Source organism: Proteus sp. fly-1013 (assembly GCF_040140245.1).
Taxonomy (GTDB): Bacteria; Pseudomonadota; Gammaproteobacteria; order Enterobacterales; family Enterobacteriaceae; genus Proteus; species Proteus mirabilis_B.
Window position 1 is genome coordinate 474,343 of sequence record NZ_JBEEWD010000001.1, and the last position, 23,446, is coordinate 497,788.

The window sequence follows — 23,446 nt, forward strand, 5'->3', positions numbered from 1 at the left end:
CGCCACTATGAAATCATTTAATCAAGTTCAGTTCGTCACCATTGATGGCGATGAAGCAGGCCAGCGTATCGATAATTTTTTACTGGCACGCTTGAAAGGTGTACCAAAAAGTATGATTTACCGAATTATCCGAAAAGGAGAAGTTCGAGTTAACAAAGGGCGAATTAAACCTGAATACAAAATCAATGCGGGCGACAGCATTCGTATTCCTCCTGTGCGGGTATCGGAAAAAGAAGAGATCGCTGTATCACCAAAACTTGATAAAGTCTCGGTATTGGCAGATTGTATTTTATATGAAGATGACCACTTAATGCTCATCAATAAACCCTCAGGAACCGCAGTGCATGGGGGAAGTGGGTTAAGCTTTGGTGTAATTGAAGGTTTACGCGCTTTGCGTCCAGAAGCACGTTTTTTAGAGCTTGTACATCGTCTTGATAGAGATACATCGGGTGTTTTATTAATTGCAAAGAAACGTTCAGCGTTGCGTGCGTTGCATGAGCAATTGCGCTTAAAACAGATGCAAAAAGATTATTTAGCCTTAGTGCGTGGTCAGTGGCAATCTCATACTAAAGTTGTTCAGGCTCCGTTATTGAAAAATATTCTTCAAAGTGGTGAACGTGTGGTTAAAGTGAGTAATGAGGGAAAACCTTCAGAGACTCGTTTTAAGGTTGAAGAGCGTTTTGAATTTGCCACACTTGTGAAAGCAAGCCCTGTGACAGGAAGAACACACCAAATTCGTGTGCATACATTACATGCAGGTCATCCTATTGCATTTGATGATCGCTATGGTGATCGTGACTTTGATGCACAATTGGTAGGAACAAAACTTAAGCGCCTATTTTTACATGCAAGTTCTTTGACATTTACTCATCCTTCAACGGGTGAACAAATGCGAATTGAAGCACCAATGGATAATCAGTTACGCCATTGTTTACAAGTATTACGTAGTCAAAAATCTTAAGTCTGAAATTTTTATTTCAACAGAAAATCCGAATATCCAATGCGCCCAGTTAGCTGGGCGTATTGTTTTTCTTAAATCACAAAGAAAGTGAATAGAAAATAGGATTAACCTTCCACTTTTGTCATGCATTGCTCAACAATTTTATCAATATCCCACTCTTTAGGCAGTGATTTTGAGCCGTTTTTGCGCATTTCCATATCTACACGGATAAATTCTGTTATTCCGTAATTTTTAATAATATTGTCGTAAGTGCATTCACACACTTCAGCAATTTGAGGGATTAGCGCATCATCAGTAATACCAGAACCTAATATGCAACTACTGACAAAGTTCTTTTTAAATAAGGATGTGTTGTCCTCTTTTTTGTCTGAAATTACACTGTCTTGGAGAGTATTTGCAGTGGTAGTTGTTTTCGTTGTTGAAATTTCAGTCTCTTTTTCATCAGAACAACCCACTAATGCTGTTGCCACCACTAAAGCTGTTAAGACTGATGCTAATTTATTCATAATACGCTTTATCGCTACATAAGATTAAAAAATAAGATGATCAGATTTATTTTTGATCATCAGAGAAAAATAATGGGTTTATTCTTTGCGAGAGTAACATTTTATTCAATCGGATAAGTGGTAAACCAATTAAAGAATTTGGATCATCACCAACAAGTTTATCAAATAGAGTAATACCTAGTCCCTCAGATTTAAAACTTCCGGCGCAATTGAAAGGCATTTCTTTATTTAAATAACTGATAATTTCTTCATCAGTTAAATGACGAAAGTAAACTTGAAATAATTCACAATGCGTTTGATGTTCTAAAGTTAGGCTATTATATACAGTTAATCCGGTGTAGAACGAGATACATTGCCCTGAAGCTTGTTTTAATTGTGCGAAGGCATTATCAAAATTATGGGGTTTCCCTGTGATCTTTTTATTAAGCACACAAACTTGATCAGAACCAATTATAAGATGATGTGGAAATTTTACTTGTAAAGCGCTGGCTTTTTCATAGGATAAGCGACTGACAAGATCTTGAGCACACTCTGTGGGCATCGGGGTTTCGTCAATCTCTGGAGATGCCTGTATAAAAGGCATTCCAAGCTTTTTCAGCAACTGAGCTCGAAAGGGTGAAGTAGACGCAAGAACGAGTGGCAACATATTTTTTTTAAAATCCGTAGCAAAATGATGCCTGACATTCTAAACTATGCGCCGCTGATAAAGCGAATTTTGGTGGAAAGGTGTAGATAACCCGCCTTTTTCTTTGACTATATTCCATTACAAAGATAATATGCGCGCCTTATGCAAAAGGTAAAATTACCCCTGACCATTGATGCGCTGCGAGCAGCTCAAAAGAATTTAGACTATGACGGTCATTATTCTCCAGAGCAAGTAAGCCGCTTAGCTGAATCGGTGGTCAGTGTGGACAGTAATATTGATGTGGCTTTATCATTTGATATTGACCATCAACGTCTTGCCGTGATTAAAGGACATTCCGATGTGGATGTAACTTTAGAATGTCAGCGTTGTGGTGGCCATTTTCCGTATCATGTTCACGCAACATATTGTTTTAGCCCTGTTGTCAGTGATGAACGGGCCGAGGCATTACCGGAAGAATATGAACCAGTCGATGTAAACGAATTTGGTGAAATAGATTTGCTGGCAATGATTGAAGATGAAATAATCCTCAACTTGCCGGTAGTTCCGGTACATGATTTTGAACACTGTGAAGTGTCCGACGCGGATATGGTGTTTGGTGAACTCCCTGAAGAATTATCAGAGAAACCAAACCCATTTGCCGTATTAGCCAGTTTAAAGAAAAGTACTAAGGAGTAAGGTCAATGGCCGTACAACAAAACAAACCAACTCGTTCTAAACGCGGTATGCGTCGCTCTCATGACGCACTGACAGTAACACAAGTTTCTGTTGACAAAACTTCTGGTGAGACTCACCTGCGTCACCATGTAACTGCTGACGGTTACTACCGTGGCCGCAAGGTTATCAACAAGTAATTAGCTTTATAGCTCGTTGATACCTTGACAAATCTAACCATAGCGTTAGATGCGATGGGCGGGGACTTCGGTCCTCGCATCACAGTGCCTGCTTGTTTGCGGGCGCTGGCATCTAATCCTCATTTAAAAATATTGCTGGTAGGTCAACCAGACTCTATCTCTCCTCTGCTTGCAAATCAAAATGCTGAGCTAATCTCCCGTTTACAAGTTATACCCGCAGAACATATTGTCGCCAATGATGCCAAACCTTCACAAGCTATTAGAGCAAGTAAAGGCACATCAATGCGAGTGGCACTTGATCTCGTGAAAACAGGGGAAGCACAGGCTTGTGTAAGTGCAGGAAATACTGGCGTATTGATGGGATTAGCAAAACTTCGACTTAATGCTATTGATGGAATTGAACGTCCTGCACTGGTTTCAGTATTACCTAATCAGAAAAAAGGTAAGACGGTTGTTCTGGATTTAGGCGCTAACGTTAATTGTGATAGCAAAATGCTGGTACAGTTTGCGGTAATGGGCGCAGTTATGGCCGAAGAGATAGCAGAGATTGATTCACCGAAAGTGGCGCTTTTAAATATTGGTGAAGAAGAGAGTAAAGGATTAGATAATATCCGCGAAGCTGCTACGGTATTAAAATCGACACCGAATATTAATTATATTGGTTATGTTGAAGGTAATGAATTACTGACAGGCAAAACTGATGTTTTGGTGTGTGACGGCTTCGCAGGTAATGTCTCCCTTAAAACGATGGAAGGGGTTATCAGAGTTTTCCTTTCATTGATTAAATCTTCTACTACCGAAAATAAAAAAACGTCGTGGTGGATGAAAATATTGAAGAAGTGGTTACAAAAACGGCTAATTAAGCGTTTTGGACATATGAACCCCGACCAGTATAACGGTGCTTCTCTGTTAGGATTACGCGGTATCGTCATTAAAAGCCATGGTGGCGCAAATGAAAGCGCGTTTACAGCAGCAATAGAACAGGCTGTTCATGCCGTTGAGCGAAAAATTCCAGAGCGAATTGCTTCACGACTGACAACAGTATTACCCAAGAGCGATTGATAGAATGTATACAAAAATCTTAGGTACTGGTAGTTACTTGCCTGTACAAGTGCGAACTAATGCCGATTTAGAAGAAATGGTTGAAACATCTGACGAGTGGATTGTTACCAGAACGGGTATTCATGAACGTCGAATTGCAGCAGAAGAAGAAACTGTTGCCGTGATGGGTGCGGGTGCTGGCGAAAAAGCATTAGAGATGTCAGGTATTGATAAGCAAGACATTGGATTGATTATTGTTGCAACTACATCTGGCTCACACGCATTTCCAAGCGCGGCTTGCCAAATTCAAAATGCATTAGGTATTAATGATTGTATTGCTTTTGATGTTGCGGCTGCATGTTCAGGTTTTGTTTATGCATTAAGTATTGCGGATCAATTTATTAAAGCAGGTTCTGTTAAAAAAGCACTGGTTATTGGTGCTGACAGATTATCTCACGCTTTAGATCCTGAAGATCGTGGCACGATTATTCTATTTGGTGATGCAGCAGGTGCTGTGGTTGTTGGTGCATCAGAAGAAGAAGGCATTATCTCTACCCATTTACATTCTGATGGACGTTTTGGTGATCTATTAGCATTACCTTATCAGAGTAGAGAAAATGACGATTTACCTGCTTACGTTACTATGGCAGGAAATGAAGTATTTAAAGTCGCAGTTCGTGAACTTGCCCACATTGTGGATGAGACACTTGAAGCTAACAAAATTGATAAATCTGAACTGGACTGGCTTGTGCCTCATCAGGCAAATTTAAGAATTATTTCAGCGACAGCGAAAAAGCTGGATATGACAATGGATAAAGTAGTGGTGACATTAGATCGCCATGGCAATACGTCAGCAGCATCAGTCCCAACAGCATTAGATGAGGCTGTAAGAGATAATCGCATTCAATGTGGTCAGTTAATCTTACTCGAAGCGTTTGGTGGCGGTTTTACTTGGGGTTCTGCACTTATCCGTTTTTAATATTATCAGGAAAATAAACATGACTGATTTTGCAATGGTTTTTCCCGGACAGGGATCACAAGCTGTTGGAATGCTTGCAGAACTTGCAGAGCAATATCCAATCGTGACTGAAACATTTGCTCAAGCATCTGATGTATTGGGTTATTCTCTTTGGGACTTAGTTCAAAATGGCCCAGAAGAAGAGCTAAACAAAACCTGGAAAACACAGCCAGCATTATTAGCAGCTTCTGTTGCTATCTGGCGTGTATGGCAAGAAAAACAAGGCAAAATGCCACAAATGATGGCAGGTCACAGTCTTGGCGAGTATTCTGCTTTAGTGTGTGCAGGTGTTATTGATTTCGCTGCTGCAATTAAACTAGTAGAATTACGCGGCAAACTGATGCAAGAAGCCGTACCTGCGGGTACTGGTGCAATGTATGCGATTATCGGTTTAGATAATGATGCTATTGCAAAAGCCTGTGAAGAAGCAGCACAAGGACAAGTTGTCTCGCCTGTGAACTTTAACTCACCAGGCCAAGTTGTTATTGCGGGTAACAAAGAAGCCGTAGAACGTGCTGGTGTGCTATGTAAAGAAGCAGGTGCTAAACGTGCTTTACCATTAGCGGTAAGTGTGCCTTCTCACTGTGCTTTAATGAAACCGGCTGCTGATAAGCTTGCGGTTGCATTACAAGAAATTGAATTTAAACAACCTGAAATTCAGGTCGTTAATAACGTTGATGTGATAGCGCAAACTGATGCAAATGCAATCCGTGATGCGTTAGTTCGCCAGCTTTATAATCCAGTTCGCTGGACTGAAACGGTTGAACTTATTGCTGAAAAAGGCATCACACAACTATTAGAAATCGGGCCAGGAAAAGTATTAACTGGCTTAACAAAACGTATTTCTAAAGAAATGAACGCTGCAGCAGTTAATGATATTGCGTCATTAGATGTTGCATTAGGAAATGACTGAGGGATCTCATGGGATTTGACGGAAAAATAGCGCTAGTTACTGGTGCAAGCCGTGGTATTGGCCGTGCGATTGCAGAAGATTTAGTTGCACGCGGTGCGACAGTAATTGGTACAGCAACGAGTGAAAACGGTGCGCAAGCTATCAGCGAATATTTAGACGGTAAGGGTAAGGGTTTTGTGTTAAACGTCACAGAAAACGACTCTATCGAAAAATTTTTAGCAGATGTGCGTGCTGAATTTGGCGAAATTGATATTTTGGTCAATAATGCAGGTATTACTCGTGATAACCTGTTGATGCGCATGAAAGATGATGAGTGGCAAGATATCATTGACACTAATCTTTCATCAGTCTTCCGTCTGTCTAAAGCAGTTATGCGTGCTATGATGAAAAAACGTCATGGTCGTATAATTACCATTGGTTCTGTTGTTGGAACCATGGGTAACGCAGGACAGGCAAACTACGCGGCGGCAAAAGCGGGTGTGATTGGTTTTAGTAAATCATTAGCACGCGAAGTTGCTTCCCGTGGCATTACGGTGAATGTTGTTGCTCCTGGCTTTATCGAAACTGATATGACTAGAGCATTAACAGATGACCAAAGAGCAGGTATTTTATCTCAAGTTCCTGCTAACCGTTTAGGTGATGCCAAAGAGATTGCCAGTGCTGTAGCTTTCTTAGCTTCTGATGAAGCAAGCTATATCACGGGTGAAACATTGCATGTCAATGGTGGCATGTACATGATCTAATTATGGGGACGTCTTTATATTTGCTTTTTGCGTACAATATAATGCAAAATATAGCGAATAAAGTAGTCCACACAGTCGGGATTGGTTAGATCTTTTCCTGTATTTATAAACTAAGAAAATCATCGCGCAAGCGAGTTTTGATAGGAAATTTAATAGTATGAGCACTATCGACGAACGCGTTAAGAAAATCATTGTTGAACAACTGGGTGTTAAAGAGGAAGAAGTTGTAAATTCAGCTTCATTTGTTGATGACTTAGGCGCTGATTCTCTTGACACAGTTGAGCTGGTAATGGCTCTGGAAGAAGAATTCGATATCGAAATCCCAGACGAAGAAGCAGAAAAAATTACTACAGTTCAAGCTGCTATTGATTACGTTGAAAACGCAGGCAAATAAGCTTGCTAATCTAGGCGGTCACTCGACCGCCTATATTTTTAATCCTAAACTTTTTCCCTCCTTGGAGGATAAGCGTGTCTAAGCGTCGTGTAGTTGTGACCGGACTAGGCATGTTATCTCCTGTCGGTAATAACGCAGAAGCTTCTTGGGAAGCGGTGTGTGCCGGACAGAGTGGTATCGGCCTTATCGAAGATTTTGACACCAGTCATCATGCGACTAAATTCGCTGGATTGGTAAAAGATTTCAATCACGAAGATTATAATCTTTCGCGTAAAGACGCGCGTAAGATGGATCTTTTCATTCAATATGGTATTGCAGCAGGTGTGCAGGCCATTGCGGATTCAGGTCTTGAAGTAACAGAAGCCAATGCAAGTCGTATCGGAGCTGCTATTGGTTCTGGTATTGGTGGCTTAGGCCTTATCGAAGAAAACCATACATCTATGATGAATGGTGGCCCTCGTAAAATTAGCCCATTCTTTGTACCTTCAACCATCATTAACATGGTTGCAGGGCATTTAAGCATTATGTATGGTCTTCGTGGCCCTACAATCTCTATCGCAACAGCGTGTACTTCAGGTGTTCATAATATTGGACATGCTGCACGTATTATCGCTTATGGTGATGCAGATGCAATGCTGGCAGGCGGTGCCGAAAAAGCAACCACACCATTAGGTTTGGGTGGCTTTGGTGCTGTTCGTGCATTATCAACACGTAACGATAATCCTCAAGCGGCTAGCCGTCCATGGGATAAAGAGCGTGATGGTTTTGTATTAGGCGATGGTGCAGGTGTTCTTGTTCTTGAAGAATACGAACACGCTAAAAACCGTGGCGCTAAAATTTATGCTGAAGTGGTTGGTTTTGGTATGAGCAGCGATGCTTACCACATGACTTCACCAGCAGAAAATGGCGAAGGCGGTGCGCTGGCGATGACAAATGCACTGAAAGATGCAGGTATTGCCTCATCAGACGTGGGTTATATCAACGCACACGGCACATCAACAAATGCAGGCGACGTTGCTGAAGCACAAGCGGTAGAAAACGTATTTGGTAAAGGCACTGATGTATTAGTTAGCTCAACAAAATCTATGACAGGTCACTTATTAGGTGCTGCGGGTGCAATTGAGTCTATCTTTACTATCCTTTCACTGCGTGATCAAATCGTACCTCCAACAATTAACCTAGATAATCAAGACGAAAATTGTCATCTTGATTTTGTTCCACATAAAGCACGTAAAGTTGAGAACATGGAATATGCTCTGTGTAACTCATTCGGCTTTGGTGGTACTAATGGTTCAATTCTCTTTAAACGCGTATAAGCCGTTTTTTGTAGAAAGTTGAAAAATACCTAAAGGCCCAGGATTATTCTGGGTCTTTTATTTTGTCCTTTTACTGCTAGTTGTTTTATCATGTGCAGATTGATATCAATAACATAGATGTAAGGTGTGTTAGATGTATTGGGTAAATGGACAACAGCAACAAAATGTAGATGCCAGTGATCGAGCAGTACAGTTTGGGGATGGCTGTTTCACAACACTTGCTGTTGATCAGGGTGATCCCATTTTATTATCTGCACACATAAATCGCTTAAAACAAGGTTGTAACGCGCTTTTTTTACCGCATCCTAATTGGTCTGAACTTAAAAAGCAGATCATTGATGTCGCTTCTCTGGCTCAAACAAAAAGTGTTATTAAGATTATTATTAGTCGTGGTTATGGTGGACGAGGATATTCCCCCAATGGATTTCTAACGCCGACGGTAATAATGTCACTATCATCTTATCCTACCCATTATCTTCACCAGCAAAGCGAAGGTGTATCGCTTGGTATCAGTCCAGTTACCTTAGGACAAAACCCTCTGTTGGCTGGCATCAAACATCTTAATCGTCTAGAACAAGTCCTTATCAAATACCATTTAGAAAAAACAGAATTTGATGATGTTTTAGTGTGTGATAATGAAGGATATTTAGTTGAAGCTAATGCGGCGAATCTTTTTTGGCGTAAAGGAAATAGGTTTTTTACGCCAAATCTGACTAATTCAGGGGTAAATGGCATTATGCGTCAATCCATTGTTCAATTAGCTCAAAAAAATCATTGGGAAATTGATATTGTGAGAGAAAAGCCCGAAACACTTTATCAGGCTGATGAAATATGGTTAACAAATGCGTTGATGCCAGTGATCCCCGTTTCACAAATCACTTTTTCAGATGATAAGTGCTATCAATATCCTAGTAGAGATTATTATCATGTTGTTTTACAACACAGTTTGTCACTTAAATAGAATTTAATGAGTTATAAATGAAGATAAAAAAAATAGTATGGATAGTTTTTTTTGCCTTACTGATTAGCCTTGGCGCAGTTGCATTGTATATGATGCAACATATTCGAGGTCTAGAAGAAAATATTGTTGTAAAACAAGATGAAATGCTACTGACTGTGCCAGCAGGAACAGGGCGTGTTGCCATGGAGCAACTCTTAATAAAAAATAATTTGCTTAATGAAGGGGATTATTTTCAGGTTTTATTAAAAACTAAACCAGAATTAAGCCAATTTAAAGCAGGTACTTATCGTTTAACAAAAGGGATGACATTGCAGGATGTTTTACTACTTATCAAAAGTGGTAAAGAAGCTCAATTCTCTATCCGTTTTATTGAAGGAAGTCGCTTAAAGGATTGGCAAGCTATTTTTGAGCAAGCGCCTCAACTTGCTGCTGTTGCACACACAATGGATAGCGATAAGTTACGTCAAGAAATAGGCATAAAACCTGAAATTTCTAATCTAGAAGGTTGGTTTGCACCAGATACATACCATTACACAGCGGGTACGACAGATGTCGCAATTTTAAAACGTGCCTACCAGCAAATGGAAAAAACATTAGAAGAAGAGTGGATTAAACGCGATAGTGATTTACCGTATAAATCGGCTTATGAAATGCTTATCATGGCATCAATTATTGAAAAAGAGACGGGTATTGATGCTGAAAGAACAAAAGTTGCGTCTGTTTTTGTTAATCGATTAAAAACTAATATGCGATTACAGACTGACCCAACGGTCATCTATGGTTTAGGTGATAAATATAGAGGCACGATTTATCGTAGTGATTTAAATGGTTACACACCTTATAACACGTATCAAATTGATGGCTTACCACCAACACCAATAGCTATGCCGGGTGTGGCTTCAATTAGAGCTGCTGCACATCCAGCGGATACCCGTTATCTCTATTTTGTTGCAGATGGAACAGGTGGTCATAAATTTTCAACCACACTCAATGAACATAATAAAGCCGTCGCACAATATCGACGCTTACAACAAAGATAATTATGAACAACAGTAAATTTATTGTAATTGAAGGACTTGAAGGCGCTGGAAAAACCAGTGCGATCCAAACGGTTATTGATACCCTAAAAGATAAAGGTATCACTAATCTAGCCTTTACGCGTGAACCGGGTGGCACACCGCTTGCCGAAAAATTACGTGAACTTATCAAACAAGGTATTGAAGGTGAAAAAGTCACGGATAAAGCAGAATTGTTGATGCTATACGCAGCACGTGTTCAGCTTATAGAAAACGTGATAAAACCTGCACTTGCAGATGGTAAATGGGTTATTGGTGATAGACATGATCTCTCTTCACAAGCTTATCAAGGCGGCGGACGTGGCTTAGATAAAGATCTTATGTTGTCACTTCGTAATACTGTCCTTGGTGATTTTCGCCCTGATTTAACCTTATATCTTGATTTAGATCCTGCTATTGGTCTTGCCAGAGCGCGTGCTCGAGGAGAGCTAGACCGAATTGAAAAAGAATCAATGGATTTCTTTTATCGTACTCGCGAACGTTATCAAGCATTGGCTAAAGATGATGATTCCATTATTACGATAGATGCCTCTCAAGCGATTGAAAAAGTACAAGCAGATATTCGTCAAACATTAACAACATGGCTAGTTCAGCAGGAAAATAAATCACTATGAATTGGTATCCTTGGCTAAATCAGGCATATCGACAACTTATTAGTATGTATCAAGAAGGGCGTGGTCATCATGCCTTGCTTTTACATGCGATAGAAGGTATGGGAGGCGAAGCACTCTCTTATGGGCTAAGTCGTTGGTTAATGTGCCAGAATAAACAGGGATTAAAAAGTTGTAATGAATGCCATAGCTGTCGATTGATGCTTGCTGAAACACACCCTGATTGGCATGTTTTACAGAGTGAAAAGGGTAAGACCTCGATTGGTATTGAAGCAGTAAGAAAAGTCACGGAAAAGCTGGAGCATCATGCTCAGCAAAGTGGTTTTAGAGTAGTTTGGATAAAAGACGTTGAAGCGTTAACAGAAGCTGCTGCAAATGCATTACTCAAAACGTTGGAAGAGCCACCTAAAAACACCTATTTTTTACTGAACTGTCAGCAACCAGAGGTTTTATTAGCGACATTGCGTAGCCGTTGTTTCTATTACCATTTAGCAACGCCGGATCTTCAACATGCAACGCACTGGTTACAGCAACAATTACCAAACGTACCTTATGCGAATAGTGTGACAGCATTGAATTTATCGCAGAATGCTCCGATTTTAGCGCTTTCATTATTGAAAGATGAGTGGAAAGAAAGAGAAACTTTTTGCCAAGCGTTATACACCAGCATACAACAACGTGATTTATATGCATTTCTGCCACAATTAAATCAAGATAATGCCGAGCATCGCCTATATTGGTTGTTATCACTGCTACTTGATGCATTAAAATACCAAACTAATGCACAGACATACTGTGTGAACCAAGATCAGCAAGCATTGATTATGGCGTTATCACAATGGCCTTCGGATATTTTATTATCCACTATTGATGGATGGAAACAGTGTCGTTATCAGTTAATGACCATTCCAGCATTAAATAGAGAATTATTACTAGTAGAACAACTGCTAGATTGGGAAAATCAGCTAGCCACAAAAAATTAATTAGCTATATATTAATTATGATTTAGCTGTAATAAAAAACACCTATAAGTTGTACCAAATAAATGAGAGTAAGTTATGTTTTTAGTTGATTCACACTGCCATCTCGACTGCTTAGATTATGAAAAATTACATGAAAATATTGATGATGTTGTCGAAAAAGCACAGCAGCGTGATGTTCAATATATGTTAGCAGTAGCAACCACATTACCGGGTTTTAAGAGTATGCGTGAGCTAATCGGCAAACGTGACAATATTGCCTTTTCTTGTGGGATACATCCTTTAAATTTAGATGAAGGCCATGATGTTGAGGAATTAGCACGTTTAGCTGCCGCACCTGATGTTGTGGCTTTAGGCGAAACAGGGTTAGATTACTATTACCAACAAGAAAATGCGGCACTGCAACGTGAAATTTTCCGTGAGCATATTCGTATTGGACGCCAAGTTAATAAACCCGTTATTGTGCATACACGCAGTGCTTGCGAAGATACATTATCTATTTTAAAAGAAGAAAAAGTTCAAGATTGTGGCGGTGTTCTGCATTGCTTTACAGAAGATAAAGAGACTGCAACAGCATTACTTGATCTTGGAATGTATATCTCTTTTTCTGGCATTGTGACATTTAGAAATGCTGAACAAATCAGAGAGGCAGCTCGTATCGTTCCTCTTGATAGAATTTTAGTCGAAACAGACTCTCCTTATTTAGCGCCAGTTCCTCATCGCGGAAAAGAAAATCAACCGGCTTATGTCCGTGATGTTGCAGAATATATGGCAGTCTTAAAAGGGGTGAGTGTTGAAGAGTTAGCGCAACAAACAACGCGTAACTTTGCTAAGCTCTTTCATATTCAAAACTTACCTGCTTAATAGAATTAATCAGGAATTAAAATAAATAATAAGGTGATGGAAATGGCAGAAGAAACAATTTTCAGTAAAATTATTCGTGGTGAAATTCCAGCTAATATCGTTTTTCAAGATGATACCGTGACCGCATTTCGTGATATCTCGCCTCAAGCACCCACTCATATTTTAATTATTCCTAATAAACTTATTCCTACTGTCAATGATGTTACTGTGGAAGATGAGCAAGTATTAGGACACCTTTTTGTTGTTGCTGCAAAAATTGCACAACAAGAAGGTATTGCTGAAGATGGTTATCGCTTGGTGATGAACTGCAATAAACATGGTGGACAAGAAGTTTTCCATATTCATATGCATTTGCTTGGCGGAAAACCATTAGGACCACTATTAAGCCAATAATGGATATAATGCTAACGGCAGGATAACAGGAAGTAATACATGATGAGACAAGGTAAGACAGTTTACTCATTACTTATCGCTGTTTTTATGACGACATTGCTCTCTGGATGTTTATCATCTCATTCGGATAATAAACTCTACTTCAATCGTCAGCAGGCTATTATTATGGAGCCTTCGGTGTTAGTTGTGGGCGTTGTTGCGGGGCAGCCAACCATTGAACACCATACTAATGGCACAAAAGCGACAGTCATGTTATCGAATACACAATCTTACCCTGTCTCTATTCGCTATCGTTTTTATTGGTATAACGAACAAGGGCTTGAAGTTTCCCCTGCTGGGAATGTAAATGATGTGACTATTCTTGGTGATGGTGATATCGAAATTAGTGGTGATATACCAGATAAAACCATTAGTTATGTCAGAGTTTATCTCTTTACTTAGGATAAGGTAACGCGAGCATGAAAAGAGTTCTATTTGTGGCGATGTCTGTGTTTTTATTAGCAGGTTGTCCATCCATGTTGCCACAACAACCGCCAGTACCAATTGAACCTATTGGTCCAGTTACGCCTACCGAGCCAGTCGAGCCGCCTAAACCCATAGAGCCACCAATTGAAATCGTACCAACGCCACCTAAAATCACGAGTATTAATTGGAATGCTGCCGTCACACCTTTAATTAGAGAAATGGCGGTTACTGGTGATTTAGAAGCGGGTAAGCTTATCGTTGTTGATAACGTTAAAAATAATTCAGGTGGGAATATCCAAGCGGTAAATGCAACCAATACCATTATTGAATCAGTTAATAGTATTAGTGCATTGCAAACCGTGCCTTATACACAAATGATGTCAGCACGAAAAGCCCTTGGTTTATCCGGTGAGGATAGTTTAGGTCTTCGTAGTGCAGCGATTGGTTTAGCCCGTTATTTGAAAGCTGATTATATTTTATTCTCAACAGTTGATGGTAAAAAAGATAATCGTGTGATTAGTATGCAGTTAATGTCAGTTTCTTCTGGTGAAATTCTTTGGAATGGACGCCATAAGGTTGAGTGATCCGCACTACTCAAGTTTGCTTAATGCCTTGCAAGCGCTTTTCCCTGCAACGGCATTAAGCAAATGGAAAATTACGGCATTAGAAGGATCAGGTGGTGGCGCTTTTCGCGTGCAATGCGCAGATATAGATTGGGTTGCTCGCTATTATGGTGATGAAAAAAAAGCGCTTTATGTACATGGAAGAAAAGAATACGCTATTTTAAAACAGCTTTCAGGATCGGGTTTATCACCTAAAGTTGCCACCCGTTATAAAGCGTGGTTTTTTCTTTATTGGTTACAGGGCGAACATTTAACTCATCAATCACTTTTTAGTACTTATTTAAAACCGCTGGCTGAAAAAATAGCTATACTTCATCAACACTCGCCGTTAGGTTTCCCCCTCAACTTAAATCATGAGCTATTAGTTTATTGGCAGCATATTGATAGAAAACGTTTATCTGCTAAATGGCTACACTTACAACAACATTTTTTACGCCAACCGCGATGCAATCTCATAAAATACGCGCCTGCTCACATGGATTTGCATGTTGAGAATATTCTTCTTAGTGATTCCGGTATAAAATTTATCGATTGGGAATATGCCGCCGATATTGATACAGCGGATTCGTTGATGACGTTCTTTGCAACAAATCAACTCAATGAATCACAGCAAAATATGTTTTTAGATTATTATTGTTCGTATCATTGCCATTATGCTCAACCCAAAGAGACGGATGTTTATTCTGTGAAGGCGTTGAGAAAGCGTATTCTTTCAAGAGAGCCATTCATTTTTTATATGATGCTAATGTGGTATGAAGTTCGTTGGCAACAAACAAAAGATGGATCATTTTTAATAATGTCTGAACCTTTACGTCGCTATTTCAGTCTGACGAATTAAAGACATTATCTTGTCACAATTACAAAGAGAGGAATGTTATGGGTCCGGTAATGCTTGATGTTGAAGGATATGAACTCGATAGTGAAGAGCGTGAAATTTTAAAGCATCCTCTTGTCGGTGGATTAATCCTTTTTACCCGCAACTTCCACGATGCTGAACAATTAAATGAATTAGTTCGCCAAATTCGTGATGCATCTCATGAGCGCCTTGTGATAGCAGTAGACCAAGAAGGGGGACGAGTACAGCGTTTCCGTGATGGTTTTACACGCATACCAGCAGCTCAATCTTATGCGGCATTAAATGAAAGTTATCAAGCGAGCCATTTAGCACAAGAAGCTGGATGGTTAATGGCATCAGAAATGATAGCTATGGATATTGATATCAGTTTTGCGCCTGTACTTGACTTAGGTCATAACTGTATTGCCATTGGTGAGCGCTCTTTCCATGATTCACCTGAAATTGCTATGACAATGGCTGAGAGTTTTATTAAAGGTATGCGCTCTGCTGGCATGAAATCAACAGGCAAACATTTTCCTGGTCATGGTGCGGTAAGAGCGGATTCTCATAAGGAAACGCCTCGCGATGATCGCTCTTTAAATGATATTCGCCAACGTGATATGTCTATTTTTAAAGATTTTATTCAACGCCAGTTATTAGATGCCATTATGCCGGCTCACGTTATTTATTCTCAGGTTGATGAGCGCCCTGCAAGTGGCTCATCGTACTGGCTGAAATCCATTTTACGTGAACAATTAGGGTTCCAAGGCGTTATCTTCTCTGATGATTTATCGATGGAAGGTGCTGCCATTATGGGAAGCTACGCGGAAAGGGCACAACGTTCACTAGATGCTGGTTGTGATATGCTTTTAGTGTGCAATAACCGAAAAGGGGCAGTGAGTGTGTTAGATAACCTGTCCTCTGTCAAAGCAGAACGTATTTCCACATTGTACCATCACCGAGGTCGTTACACATTGAGTGAGCTACAAACCTCTGATCGTTGGAAAAAAGCGAATCAGTTGCTGACCCAATTACAGGAGCAATGGCAGGAGCGAGCATGATTATATATTTACATGGTTTTGATTCCACAAGTCCTGGAAATCATGAGAAAGTTTTACAGCTACAGTTTATTGATCCTGATGTCCGTTTTTTAAGCTACAGTACGTTGCATCCTCGTCATGACATGCAACACTTACTGAAAGAAACGGATAAAGTGATTAAATCCACGAAAGAGCCCGTATTAATTTGCGGCGTAGGATTAGGTGGATATTGGGCAGAGCGTATTGGTTTCTTATGTAATATTCGTCAGGTAATGATTAATCCTAATCTTTTTCCTTACGAAAACATGACAGACAAAATCGACAGACCTGAAGAATATTTAGATATTGCAACGAAATGTATTAAAGATTTTCGTTCTAAAAACAAAGATAACGCTTTAGTGATTTTATCCCGTAATGATGAGATTTTAGATAATCAGCGTTCTGCTGATGAATTATCGCCTTATTACTCTGTAATTTGGGATGAAGTGCAAACGCATAAATTTAAGAGCCTCTCTGAGCATCTATTTAAAATTAAAGCGTTTAATAGCAAAAACTAAGACTAAAGTGATGTGTTTAAAATGGATGGCGTTTGTTCCATCCATTTTTTTGTCTTAAATACTCATACTTTCCTTTCTACCTCTCTCTTTTCAACACTTGTTTTGATCCTTTACTTTTATCATTTCAATTATCACGAGTGATTTTAACAGTCCTCTTTTTTCTTATTGTTTTAATCCATTGTATTTATTAATAAAAATGAATACCTCTGTGTTTTTAATGGTGGTTTATTCATCACTCAAAGGCAAAAAACGACTATTTTCTTCAAAAAATAGATATGAATATTCAAATATTTTTGATATAAATCAACTTTGGTATGACCATCTTTCCAATTAACTTGCTTAAGAACAAAAATAACAGCCGAAACGATTTAACTGTCGTTATTTAAGTAGATTTCACTAAGGCTATTTAAATAACAACAGTAAATATCTTTATGGAGTGACGTTAAATGTCATTAAAAAAAATTGTTATTGTCGGTGGTGGTGCGGGTGGTTTAGAACTGGCGACCAAATTAGGCAATAAATTAGGACGCAGCAAAAAAGCAGAAATTACCTTAGTGGATCGCAACAACAGCCATTTATGGAAACCCCTTTTACATGAAGTGGCAACAGGCTCTTTAGATGATGGTGTTGATGCTTTAAGCTACCTAGCACACGGTTATAACCATCATTTCAATTTCCAATTAGGCTCATTAACGGGGCTTGATCGCGAACAGAAAAACATCACACTGGCTGCTATTTATAATGAAGAGCAAGAGCTACTCGTCCCTGAACGCACGTTAGACTACGATATTTTAGTGATGGCATTAGGCAGTAAATCAAACGATTTTGGTACTCCGGGTATTAAAGAAAACTGTATTTTCTTGGATAGCCCGCAACAAGCACATCGTTTCCATAACGAAATGTTGAATTTGTTTTTAAAATACTCAGCAGATACCAATGCACAAGAAGAAAACCGTAAGGTAAATATTGCGATTGTGGGTGGTGGTGCTACGGGGGTTGAGCTTTCAGCTGAATTGCATAATGCAGTACGCCAACTTAATAGCTATGGATTAAAAAAATTAGCGCCTTCAGCATTAAATATTACGTTGGTTGAAGCAGGAGAACGTATTTTACCTGCATTACCAGTGCGTATTTCCAGTGCTGCACATCAAGAATTAACAAAATTAGGTGTGCGAGTGATGACCAAAACTATGGTCACAAGCGCAGATGAAGGTGGATTAAATACCAAAGAAGGTGAGCATATTGATGCTGACTTAATGGTGTGGGCGGCAGGTATTAAAGCGCCTGATTTTATGAAAGAGATTGCCGGCCTAGAAACTAACCGTATTAATCAGTTAGTTGTTAAACCTACCTTACAAACAACCTTAGATGAATCTATCTTTGCTATTGGTGACTGTTCTTCTTGCCCGAGAAAAGAAGGAGGTTTTGTTCCTCCAAGAGCACAATCTGCTCATCAAATGGCAAGTCGTTGTTACAGCAATATTTTAGCAATGTTAAAAGATAAACCGCTAAAAGATTATGTATTTACCGACCATGGTTCACTCGTTTCACTTTCTAAGTTTAGTACCGTAGGTAGTTTGATGGGGAATTTGATGAAAGGTGACATGATGATCGAAGGGCGCATTGCGCGGATTGTTTATATCTCTTTATATCGAATGCATCAGATTGCTTTGCATGGTTACATCAAAACAGGGCTTATGATGCTAGTAGGATCAATCAACAGAGTGATTAGACCTAAGCTGAAACTTCATTAATTTATCTTTTGCTTTATAGATAAGACAAAAGTTGCCTTTTTAAACCCTCATATTATATGAGGGTTTTTTATCTATTTTTTCTTTTAAATTAAATAATTAAATGAGAATATGTAAATAAGATAAATAATCTTAGCATAAAGCACTAGATGATTTATCTGTTTATATCGAAAATAACCAATAACTCTAAAGCTCAATAGAACAATGATAAATATAATTTTATTATTAAGGATAAACTTGTAATATTAAAGATAGCATTTGTTTTTATTTATTACGCTAAATTATTTAAGACTTTTCTTAAATAAAAAAAGATGTTTAATTCATTAATTCATCAAATAAAATGTTATGGTGTTTCGTAGATTTGTATTAGAAAGATAATAAGTGAAAATTATTAGAGATAAGCTTAACTCGTTATTTTTACTTGAATTTAAGTGAGTAAAATAATTTTACAGATCTTAAAAATAAATTTTATAACATGAGTTAAATATGGAATATCTCCTATTTTTAGGCGACATTTGTTAACTTGGTGTTATCATAATGCTATATTATAAATAGCATAGCGGTTTCTTTTTTTTAGCTAAATAAATTAAGATCAATCTTAATATAATGTACAAATCATTAAGAATGTAGTCAGTATTTATTTAATTAAGTAATTAAAACAGAAATAAGTGGTGTATTTAACATGTCATAAATACGTAGTTTACTTATTATGTTAATCAGCATGGATGTTGAATTAAGCTATCAGATTAGAGAATTCATTTATTGAATACTAAATATATTAGCCAGTTAGAGTGAAACAGTGGCTTTTATTACGTATCTGTAGCAATTAAGGATAAAACAAATAAAAAGGGGTAAAAGTGGGTGTTAATGTCAGAAAGTACACACTATTAGGACTAATCATTGTATTAGCTATTCTTTCATTTATTGCATGGAGGTGGGTATTTCCCCAGCCTCAATACGCTCATGTCGTTTCGGCGACACCTATTAAATCGACCGTTTTTGTGACAGAAGAGTATTGTCATCGAATTGGCTTACCTACACCTTTTACACCAGAAAAATTGTCACGATTTCACCCAGCAGAGCAAGAGTGTCGAGTGTTTTATATGATTGAAGCACTTAATAACAGCAATATTGCTAATTTCCCTTATCCTCAATTTAAAGAGTGCATTCCGATTTATCGTCAAGAGCGCAGAGTTGTGGGTTATGATGTGCTTTATACTATCGATGGAACGCCGGGCAAAGTACGAACTACATTTAAACCCGGTGAAATTATTGCGTTAGATTCTGATGGTCGGCTGATTTTAGAACAAGAACCTTATTGTTCTATGAATGAAAAAGTGCCTTGCCGTAAAGAATAAACCTAATGATATAAAAAGAAAGGCGTAATGAAGTTACTTCAGTTACGCCTTTTTGTTGATTCAATAACCATTAGTAAGTGGTTATTTTATTTTATGCTCATCAAATGCACTTAACATGTCATCAATAAAAGTGAGTCGTTTTTCACGCTCAGTTAAATCTGTAATAAATTTCAGTTTTGATGGACCATCTAAGCGGAAAATTGCTGGTTGCTCCTGAAGTAAGCTGATTAAATAGCTTGGATCGACTTTGTTTTTCTCACCAAACTCAATAAAGCCGCCTTTATCATGCGCTTCAATTCGGGTGATCCCCAAGTTCATCGCACTTAAGCGAATAGCGGCATTACGCAGTAGGTAACGTCCTGCATCAGGCAATTTACCAAATCTATCAATTAACTCTGCTCTTAGATCATTAAGCTCTGTTAAGTCGATAGCACTGGCAATTCGCTTATAGAATGAAAGTCTGACATTTACATCAGGAATGTAATCATCAGGCAACAAGACTGGCATTCTTAATTCAATTTCAGTTTGTTGATTAGTGAGATCTTCAAGAGATGGCTCTCTACCTTCTTTAAGTGCTTCTACAGCGCTTTCTAGCAATTCCATATAAAGTGAGAAACCAACAGTATTCATTTGACCGCTCTGTTCTTCACCTAATAATTCACCGGCACCTCGAATTTCTAAGTCATGAGTCGCTAATGCAAAACCTGCACCCAGATCTTCAAGTGAAGCAATCGCTTCTAAACGTTTATGGGCATCTTTTGTCATTGCTTTCGGATGTGGTGTTAACAAATAAGCATAAGCTTGATGATGAGAACGACCTACACGGCCACGTAATTGATGCAATTGCGCTAAACCAAAATGATCTGCCCGTTCAATAATAATGGTATTTGCAGTGGGTATATCGATACCTGTTTCAATAATCGTGGTGCAAAGTAACACATTAAAACGCTGGTGATGGAAGTCATTCATCACACGCTCAAGCTCACGTTCACGCATTTGCCCGTGACCAATACCAATACGAGCTTCAGGGACGAGAGCAGCTAGTCTTTCGCGGGCTTTTTCGATATTTTCAACATCGTTATACAAGTAATAAACTTGTCCGCCACGCAAGGTTTCACGCAAGATAGCTTCACGCACCACTAAATCATCATATTCACGAACGAATGTTTTTACGGATAAGCGGCGTGCTGGTGGTGTTGCAATAATAGAAAGATCACGCATACCACTCATTGCCATATTCAGTGTACGAGGAATAGGCGTTGCGGTTAGCGTTAAAATATCGACATTTGCACGCATAGCTTTGATACGCTCTTTGTGACGAACACCAAAGCGGTGCTCTTCATCGACAATTAATAACCCCAAATCTTTCCATTGAATATTAGGTTGAAGGAGTTTGTGTGTACCAATCACAATATCAACTGTTCCTTCAGCCAGTTTTTCTGTGATTTGTTGCTGCTCTTTTGCACTACGAAAACGTGAGATCATCTCAATATTAACGGGCCAATTAGCGAAACGATCACGGAAATTATCAAAATGTTGCTGAGCTAACAGGGTGGTTGGTACTAAAATGGCGACTTGTTTATTGTTGTTAACTGCAAGAAATGCGGCACGCATCGCAACTTCTGTTTTACCAAATCCGACATCGCCACAGACGAGTCTATCCATTGAAATAGCTTGGCACATATCGCTAAGTACCGCATTGATAGCCATTTCTTGATCAGGTGTTGTTTCAAAAGGAAAACTTTGGCGGAAAGATTGGTACTGCTCTTTGTCCATTTTAAAGGCAAAGCCTGTTTTTACTTCACGCTGAGCATAAACATCTAATAACTCGGCTGCGACATCACGTACTTTTTCAGCGGCTTTTTGACGGGCTCTTACCCATGCATCGCCACCCAATTTATGTAATGGGGCATTTTCATCTGCACCACCAGAATAACGGCTGATCAAATGCAGTGATGAAACAGGAACATAAAGCTTGTCATTACCTGCGTAGCTTAACATCAAGTATTCAGCTTTAACGCCACCCGCTTCTAGGGTTGTCATACCTTGATAGCGACCAACACCATGCTGAAGATGAACAACAGGTTGCCCTATGCTTAATTCAGCAAGGTTGCGAATTAAGGTATCTGTATTGATGGCGCGGCGATTGTCTTGACGGCGACGATTAACACGTTCACCCAACATATCGCTTTCACAGATCATGGCTAACTGGCGATGGCTATCAATAAAGCCATGCTCTGCAGCACCAATGATAAAGTAAAAACCTTTCTTTTGGGCGTCAGATAATTCAATGATCTGCTTGGGTGCTATTTTTATCCGTGATAAAAGCTCTTGTACGGTTTCGCGTCGACCTTCACTTTCAACAGAAAAAATCACACTACCTGTAAATTGTTCTTGGAATCGGCGTAAGTTATCTAAAGGTGATTTGCTTTGAGCGTTAATCGATAAATCAGGAAGCGGTTGATAGCCTAAATTGGTCTGTCCGGCTTTTTCTGGCAACGTTTCTGTTTTAAGTTGAATACGAGGCCACTGTTTTAGCTCTTTATTAAATTTATCAACATTCAGCCAAATATCATCCGGTGGTAACAGCGGTCGCATAGGATCAACGCGGCGGCTTTCAAAACGTTGATTGATGTCTTGCCAAAATTTTTCTGCAAAATCTTGCAGATCTTGCGTCACTATCAATGTATTTTTAGGGAAGTAAGCAAATAAGTTAGATAAAGGCTGTTCAAAAAATAGGGATTGCCAATATTCAATTCCCGTTGGCAATATGTGTTTACTAACTTGCTGATAAATATGTTCAGGATCACGTCTTACATCAAACCGTTCACGCCATTGGCTACGGAAAATTTCTATCGCATTTGCATCTGTTGGGAATTCATGGGCAGGCAGTAAATTAATTTGATCAACTTCTGCTAATGTCCGCTGTGTATCGACGTCAAAAGTACGCAGGCTATCTATTTCATCATCGAAAAAATCAATACGATAAGGAAATTCACTTCCCATCGGAAATAAGTCTAATAATGCACCACGCGTTGCGTATTCCCCATGCTCTAAAACTTGTTCGACATGGCGATATCCCGCTCCATCTAATGTTTTACGTAAATTATCACGAGAAAGTATCTCTCCTTTTTGCATTACCAACGCATGACTTGCGAGATAATCTGTAGGGCAGACTTTCTGCATTAACGTATTGACAGGTAAGATTAAAATTCCCTTGAGAAGTGATGGAATACGGTATAGCGTAGAAAGGCGGTTTGAGATAATTTCTTGATGAGGCGAAAAACTGTCGTATGGCAGTGTTTCCCAATCCGATAATGTCTCTACTGGATAATCACAAAACTGACGGATTTCATCTTGTAAACGTAATGCATTTTGCATATCACGAGTAACAAGAACGACTAATCCAGAGTGACGTTTGATGATCTCTGCACATTCTAGAGCACAAGCGGCACCAGTCAGTTGACCTAGCTGACGAGTATCCCCTTGTTTTATAGGAAGTTGATAACGATATTCTGAGGACATAAGCGTGTAATGTGAACT

The 23,446-nt window shown here is 39.0% G+C and carries 25 protein-coding genes; 22 read left to right on the forward strand and 3 right to left on the reverse strand.

Features of this window, described 5'->3' with window-relative positions; genetic code table 11:
- The first annotated feature begins 7 nt into the window (after positions 1–7).
- Positions 8–961 (forward strand): 23S rRNA pseudouridine(955/2504/2580) synthase RluC, encoded by a 954-nt coding sequence (rluC, locus tag ABN236_RS02215; RefSeq protein ID WP_349473285.1) that lies wholly within the window; start codon positions 8–10, stop codon positions 959–961.
- A gap of 104 nt (positions 962–1,065) precedes the next feature.
- On the opposite strand, the gene ABN236_RS02220 is transcribed toward rluC, so the two are convergent.
- Together ABN236_RS02220 and ABN236_RS02225 are read right to left on the reverse strand one after the other, a co-directional pair.
- Positions 1,066–1,467, reverse strand: a complete 402-nt coding sequence (locus ABN236_RS02220) for a hypothetical protein (RefSeq protein ID WP_349473286.1) — start codon at positions 1,465–1,467, stop codon at positions 1,066–1,068.
- Positions 1,468–1,513: 46 nt separating this feature from the next.
- On the reverse strand, positions 1,514–2,113 hold the full coding sequence (locus tag ABN236_RS02225; RefSeq protein WP_088493194.1) for a Maf family protein: 600 nt from the start codon (positions 2,111–2,113) through the stop codon (positions 1,514–1,516).
- A 141-nt stretch (positions 2,114–2,254) separates the two neighbouring features.
- Between ABN236_RS02225 and yceD the strand changes: the two genes are divergently transcribed.
- The 21 genes from yceD to umoD all read left to right on the forward strand — a co-directional run bounded on the left by yceD (position 2,255) and on the right by umoD (position 19,903).
- Positions 2,255–2,788 carry a 23S rRNA accumulation protein YceD gene (yceD, locus tag ABN236_RS02230; protein ID WP_036937758.1) on the forward strand — a complete coding sequence of 178 codons (534 nt, stop codon included), beginning with the start codon at positions 2,255–2,257 and terminating at the stop codon, positions 2,786–2,788.
- Between the two features lie 5 nt (positions 2,789–2,793).
- The gene (rpmF, locus tag ABN236_RS02235) at positions 2,794–2,964 is read left to right on the forward strand and encodes a 50S ribosomal protein L32 (RefSeq protein ID WP_006537252.1); all 171 of its coding nucleotides are present in this window, start codon (positions 2,794–2,796) and stop codon (positions 2,962–2,964) included.
- A 24-nt stretch (positions 2,965–2,988) separates the two neighbouring features.
- A complete protein-coding gene (gene plsX, locus ABN236_RS02240; RefSeq protein WP_088493193.1) occupies positions 2,989–4,026 on the forward strand; it encodes a phosphate acyltransferase PlsX in 1,038 nt (345 codons plus the stop codon).
- 4 nt (positions 4,027–4,030) lie between these two features.
- Positions 4,031–4,984 carry a beta-ketoacyl-ACP synthase III gene (locus ABN236_RS02245; protein WP_349473287.1) on the forward strand — a complete coding sequence of 318 codons (954 nt, stop codon included), beginning with the start codon at positions 4,031–4,033 and terminating at the stop codon, positions 4,982–4,984.
- A 19-nt stretch (positions 4,985–5,003) separates the two neighbouring features.
- Positions 5,004–5,936 carry an ACP S-malonyltransferase gene (gene fabD, locus ABN236_RS02250; RefSeq protein ID WP_088493191.1) on the forward strand — a complete coding sequence of 311 codons (933 nt, stop codon included), beginning with the start codon at positions 5,004–5,006 and terminating at the stop codon, positions 5,934–5,936.
- A gap of 8 nt (positions 5,937–5,944) precedes the next feature.
- Positions 5,945–6,679: a 3-oxoacyl-ACP reductase FabG gene (gene fabG / locus ABN236_RS02255; RefSeq protein WP_088493190.1), complete on the forward strand. Its 735-nt coding sequence runs from the start codon at positions 5,945–5,947 to the stop codon at positions 6,677–6,679.
- Between the two features lie 157 nt (positions 6,680–6,836).
- On the forward strand, positions 6,837–7,073 hold the full coding sequence (gene acpP / locus ABN236_RS02260; protein WP_004247087.1) for an acyl carrier protein: 237 nt from the start codon (positions 6,837–6,839) through the stop codon (positions 7,071–7,073).
- A 74-nt stretch (positions 7,074–7,147) separates the two neighbouring features.
- Positions 7,148–8,389 (forward strand): beta-ketoacyl-ACP synthase II, encoded by a 1,242-nt coding sequence (fabF, locus tag ABN236_RS02265; protein ID WP_088493189.1) that lies wholly within the window; start codon positions 7,148–7,150, stop codon positions 8,387–8,389.
- A 133-nt stretch (positions 8,390–8,522) separates the two neighbouring features.
- A complete protein-coding gene (pabC, locus tag ABN236_RS02270) occupies positions 8,523–9,350 on the forward strand; it encodes an aminodeoxychorismate lyase (protein ID WP_349473288.1) in 828 nt (275 codons plus the stop codon).
- Between the two features lie 17 nt (positions 9,351–9,367).
- Complete coding sequence (gene mltG, locus ABN236_RS02275) at positions 9,368–10,390, forward strand: endolytic transglycosylase MltG (protein WP_349473289.1); 1,023 nt, start codon at positions 9,368–9,370, stop codon at positions 10,388–10,390.
- A 2-nt stretch (positions 10,391–10,392) separates the two neighbouring features.
- A complete protein-coding gene (tmk, locus tag ABN236_RS02280) occupies positions 10,393–11,040 on the forward strand; it encodes a dTMP kinase (RefSeq protein WP_088493186.1) in 648 nt (215 codons plus the stop codon).
- On the forward strand, positions 11,037–12,020 hold the full coding sequence (gene holB, locus ABN236_RS02285) for a DNA polymerase III subunit delta' (RefSeq protein WP_349473290.1): 984 nt from the start codon (positions 11,037–11,039) through the stop codon (positions 12,018–12,020). The genes tmk and holB overlap by 4 nt, the downstream gene beginning before the upstream one ends.
- Positions 12,021–12,095: 75 nt before the next feature.
- Positions 12,096–12,881 (forward strand): metal-dependent hydrolase, encoded by a 786-nt coding sequence (locus ABN236_RS02290; protein ID WP_349473291.1) that lies wholly within the window; start codon positions 12,096–12,098, stop codon positions 12,879–12,881.
- Positions 12,882–12,923: 42 nt separating this feature from the next.
- Positions 12,924–13,274 carry a purine nucleoside phosphoramidase gene (hinT, locus tag ABN236_RS02295; protein WP_098943364.1) on the forward strand — a complete coding sequence of 117 codons (351 nt, stop codon included), beginning with the start codon at positions 12,924–12,926 and terminating at the stop codon, positions 13,272–13,274.
- A gap of 39 nt (positions 13,275–13,313) precedes the next feature.
- Positions 13,314–13,715 carry a YcfL family putative periplasmic lipoprotein gene (locus ABN236_RS02300; protein ID WP_349473292.1) on the forward strand — a complete coding sequence of 134 codons (402 nt, stop codon included), beginning with the start codon at positions 13,314–13,316 and terminating at the stop codon, positions 13,713–13,715.
- A gap of 17 nt (positions 13,716–13,732) precedes the next feature.
- Complete coding sequence (locus tag ABN236_RS02305) at positions 13,733–14,323, forward strand: penicillin-binding protein activator LpoB (protein WP_088493182.1); 591 nt, start codon at positions 13,733–13,735, stop codon at positions 14,321–14,323.
- The gene (locus ABN236_RS02310; protein ID WP_349473293.1) at positions 14,301–15,200 is read left to right on the forward strand and encodes a phosphotransferase; all 900 of its coding nucleotides are present in this window, start codon (positions 14,301–14,303) and stop codon (positions 15,198–15,200) included. The genes ABN236_RS02305 and ABN236_RS02310 overlap by 23 nt, the downstream gene beginning before the upstream one ends.
- Positions 15,201–15,238: 38 nt before the next feature.
- Entirely contained in the window at positions 15,239–16,258 is a 1,020-nt protein-coding gene (nagZ, locus tag ABN236_RS02315; RefSeq protein ID WP_036937719.1) for a beta-N-acetylhexosaminidase, read from the forward strand.
- The gene (ycfP, locus tag ABN236_RS02320; protein ID WP_075673192.1) at positions 16,255–16,794 is read left to right on the forward strand and encodes an alpha/beta hydrolase YcfP; all 540 of its coding nucleotides are present in this window, start codon (positions 16,255–16,257) and stop codon (positions 16,792–16,794) included. The genes nagZ and ycfP overlap by 4 nt, the downstream gene beginning before the upstream one ends.
- A 446-nt stretch (positions 16,795–17,240) precedes the next feature.
- Positions 17,241–18,548: an NAD(P)/FAD-dependent oxidoreductase gene (locus ABN236_RS02325; RefSeq protein ID WP_102949378.1), complete on the forward strand. Its 1,308-nt coding sequence runs from the start codon at positions 17,241–17,243 to the stop codon at positions 18,546–18,548.
- Between the two features lie 854 nt (positions 18,549–19,402).
- Positions 19,403–19,903 carry a flagellar biogenesis regulator UmoD gene (umoD, locus tag ABN236_RS02330; RefSeq protein ID WP_088493179.1) on the forward strand — a complete coding sequence of 167 codons (501 nt, stop codon included), beginning with the start codon at positions 19,403–19,405 and terminating at the stop codon, positions 19,901–19,903.
- Positions 19,904–19,984: 81 nt separating this feature from the next.
- Here the strand turns inward: umoD and mfd are convergent, their stop codons facing one another.
- Complete coding sequence (gene mfd / locus ABN236_RS02335; protein ID WP_349473294.1) at positions 19,985–23,428, reverse strand: transcription-repair coupling factor; 3,444 nt, start codon at positions 23,426–23,428, stop codon at positions 19,985–19,987.
- Positions 23,429–23,446 lie beyond the last annotated feature (18 nt).